Genomic DNA, 1,782 nt, shown 5'->3' with positions numbered 1-1,782 from the left:
GCCGGGCGGTTTGTGAATCAGGACCCGATTGGGTTGTTGGGTGGGGAGAATCTGTATCAGTTTGCTCCGAATGCGCAGGAATGGCTTGATGTTTGGGGACTGTGCCCGGCCAACAAAAATAAACCAAATAAACCTAAACCGCTATTAAAGAATTTATTCAAACGTTGGAAAAGAGGCGAGCGTATTGATAAACCATTACCTAACGGTGATATGCCATCTTGGGATGTTGTTAGGTCAAGATACTGGAAAAATAGGTATTTAGCCTCGAAAGGTACAGGAGAATTTTCTCCTGCAAATATGAGTAGAATGAAAAGAGGACGTGCTCCTTTAGATGCAAATGGAAATCCCATGGAGTTGCATCATCATGTGCCACAACGCTTAGGTCATGCAGATAGGCATAGTCCTTTTAATTTGAGAGAAGTAACTAGAGAACAACATGCAGCGCTTGACCCTTATAGGAATCTAGGAAATTAGCTATGAAAGCAATAGAAATTTTAAAGAATTTTGTGGAAGAAAAATTATCAACTGAAGAATTGGAAATGGCGTTGTCTTCCAATCAAGAATTAATTTCCCTGTTGGAAAATACTAAAGCTAAACCTTATATGAATAGTAATTCCACTTATGAATATTTAATTAGTCAGGATTTGACATCTCTTGATGCAAAGTTAAACTTGATGGATATTTTCAGGGAAATTTTAGATTACAAACATATACCGTACTCTTCAAATTCAACGACAGAAAAAAAATTCGATTTGATTTTGGAGGCTATTCCTAACTGGATACCAGCTGATATGGGTTATTTAAATTTCTTGTATGATAAGTACAAACCTAAGACGGTGACCACTTTTAAAAAGATTATTAAGGAACATTTTATTTGCATGGATAAACATCCCAAATGGTTACAGGAGCCTGGTTGGCCTATCATTGATAATATTCCCGCAATGTTTCTAGGGCAGTTAGATATATCGAAGTTGAAGCATGATACTACTTATTTGTACATTTTTTGGGATAAAAAAACAGACAGATATATAGAATTAATACAGTCTCTATAAATGAGCAAGCTGTAGCCAATGAAACCTACAATTCCGATGTAGAGTGCGAACGGAACGCACGCACGCGGTTTCTGTTTTTCAGACGACTTCAATACTTTCTTTGAGGTCGTCTGAACCATTTGTTCTTTAACAATCTCATTAGAGGAAGTTATTATGGAAATTACTTTGGATAACTGGAATGGATCTCATTGTAAGGAAGAGGTTTATCATATTAATTCCTCGGAAAGACTTTTAGAAATTTTAGAAAAATTAGATGCTAAGCAACATACTCTTGTAAATTTAGTTTTATCAGAAGAAAACTATTTAATGATTGGTGGAGGGGGAGGGAAATATGTTGTAACAGGTGAAGAAAATGGCATCATTTTTAATTTAATAAACCCTAACGAAGGAAGTACCTTAAAAATAGAATTAAATACGGGAGGGCAAATTGGCTTATTTGAGTCTAAATATATTTTATCTAAAGAAATAGCATTCAAATGTGCTGTAAAATGTTTGACTATGGGATGTATTCCACAAAACGATTTAGATTTATCCTGGGAAAAATATTAAAGCAAACCCAGTAAGTTGGTTGAGTCAAGACAAAACCAAACCATAGGGTAGTTTGAAACATAACTTTCAGATGACCTTCGTTTGATTCCTTACGGATAAGCAAGCCATAGCCCGGACAAAACCTTAAGTCCTGACGTGGAGTGTGTGCGGTACGCACGCACGCGGTTTCTGTTTTTCAGAC

General features: G+C 36.2%; 3 protein-coding genes. All 3 read left to right on the top strand.

From position 1 onward, the window contains the following. A partial coding sequence (locus HMPREF2696_RS08010) for an HNH/ENDO VII family nuclease (protein WP_305799937.1) occupies positions 1–474 on the top strand: 474 nt, incomplete at its 5' end. A 2-nt stretch (positions 475–476) separates the two neighbouring features. Beyond that, positions 477–1,052, top strand: coding sequence for a hypothetical protein (locus HMPREF2696_RS08005; protein WP_049344845.1), 576 nt, complete (start codon positions 477–479; stop codon positions 1,050–1,052). Between the two features lie 153 nt (positions 1,053–1,205). Continuing rightward, complete coding sequence (locus tag HMPREF2696_RS08000; protein WP_049344844.1) at positions 1,206–1,601, top strand: hypothetical protein; 396 nt, start codon at positions 1,206–1,208, stop codon at positions 1,599–1,601. Positions 1,602–1,782 lie beyond the last annotated feature (181 nt).

This window comes from Neisseria sp. HMSC058F07 (assembly GCF_001810035.1).
Taxonomy (GTDB): domain Bacteria; phylum Pseudomonadota; class Gammaproteobacteria; order Burkholderiales; family Neisseriaceae; genus Neisseria; species Neisseria perflava.
Note: the sequence above shows the minus strand (reverse complement) of the source record. Positions and strands in the feature narration are given on the sequence as shown.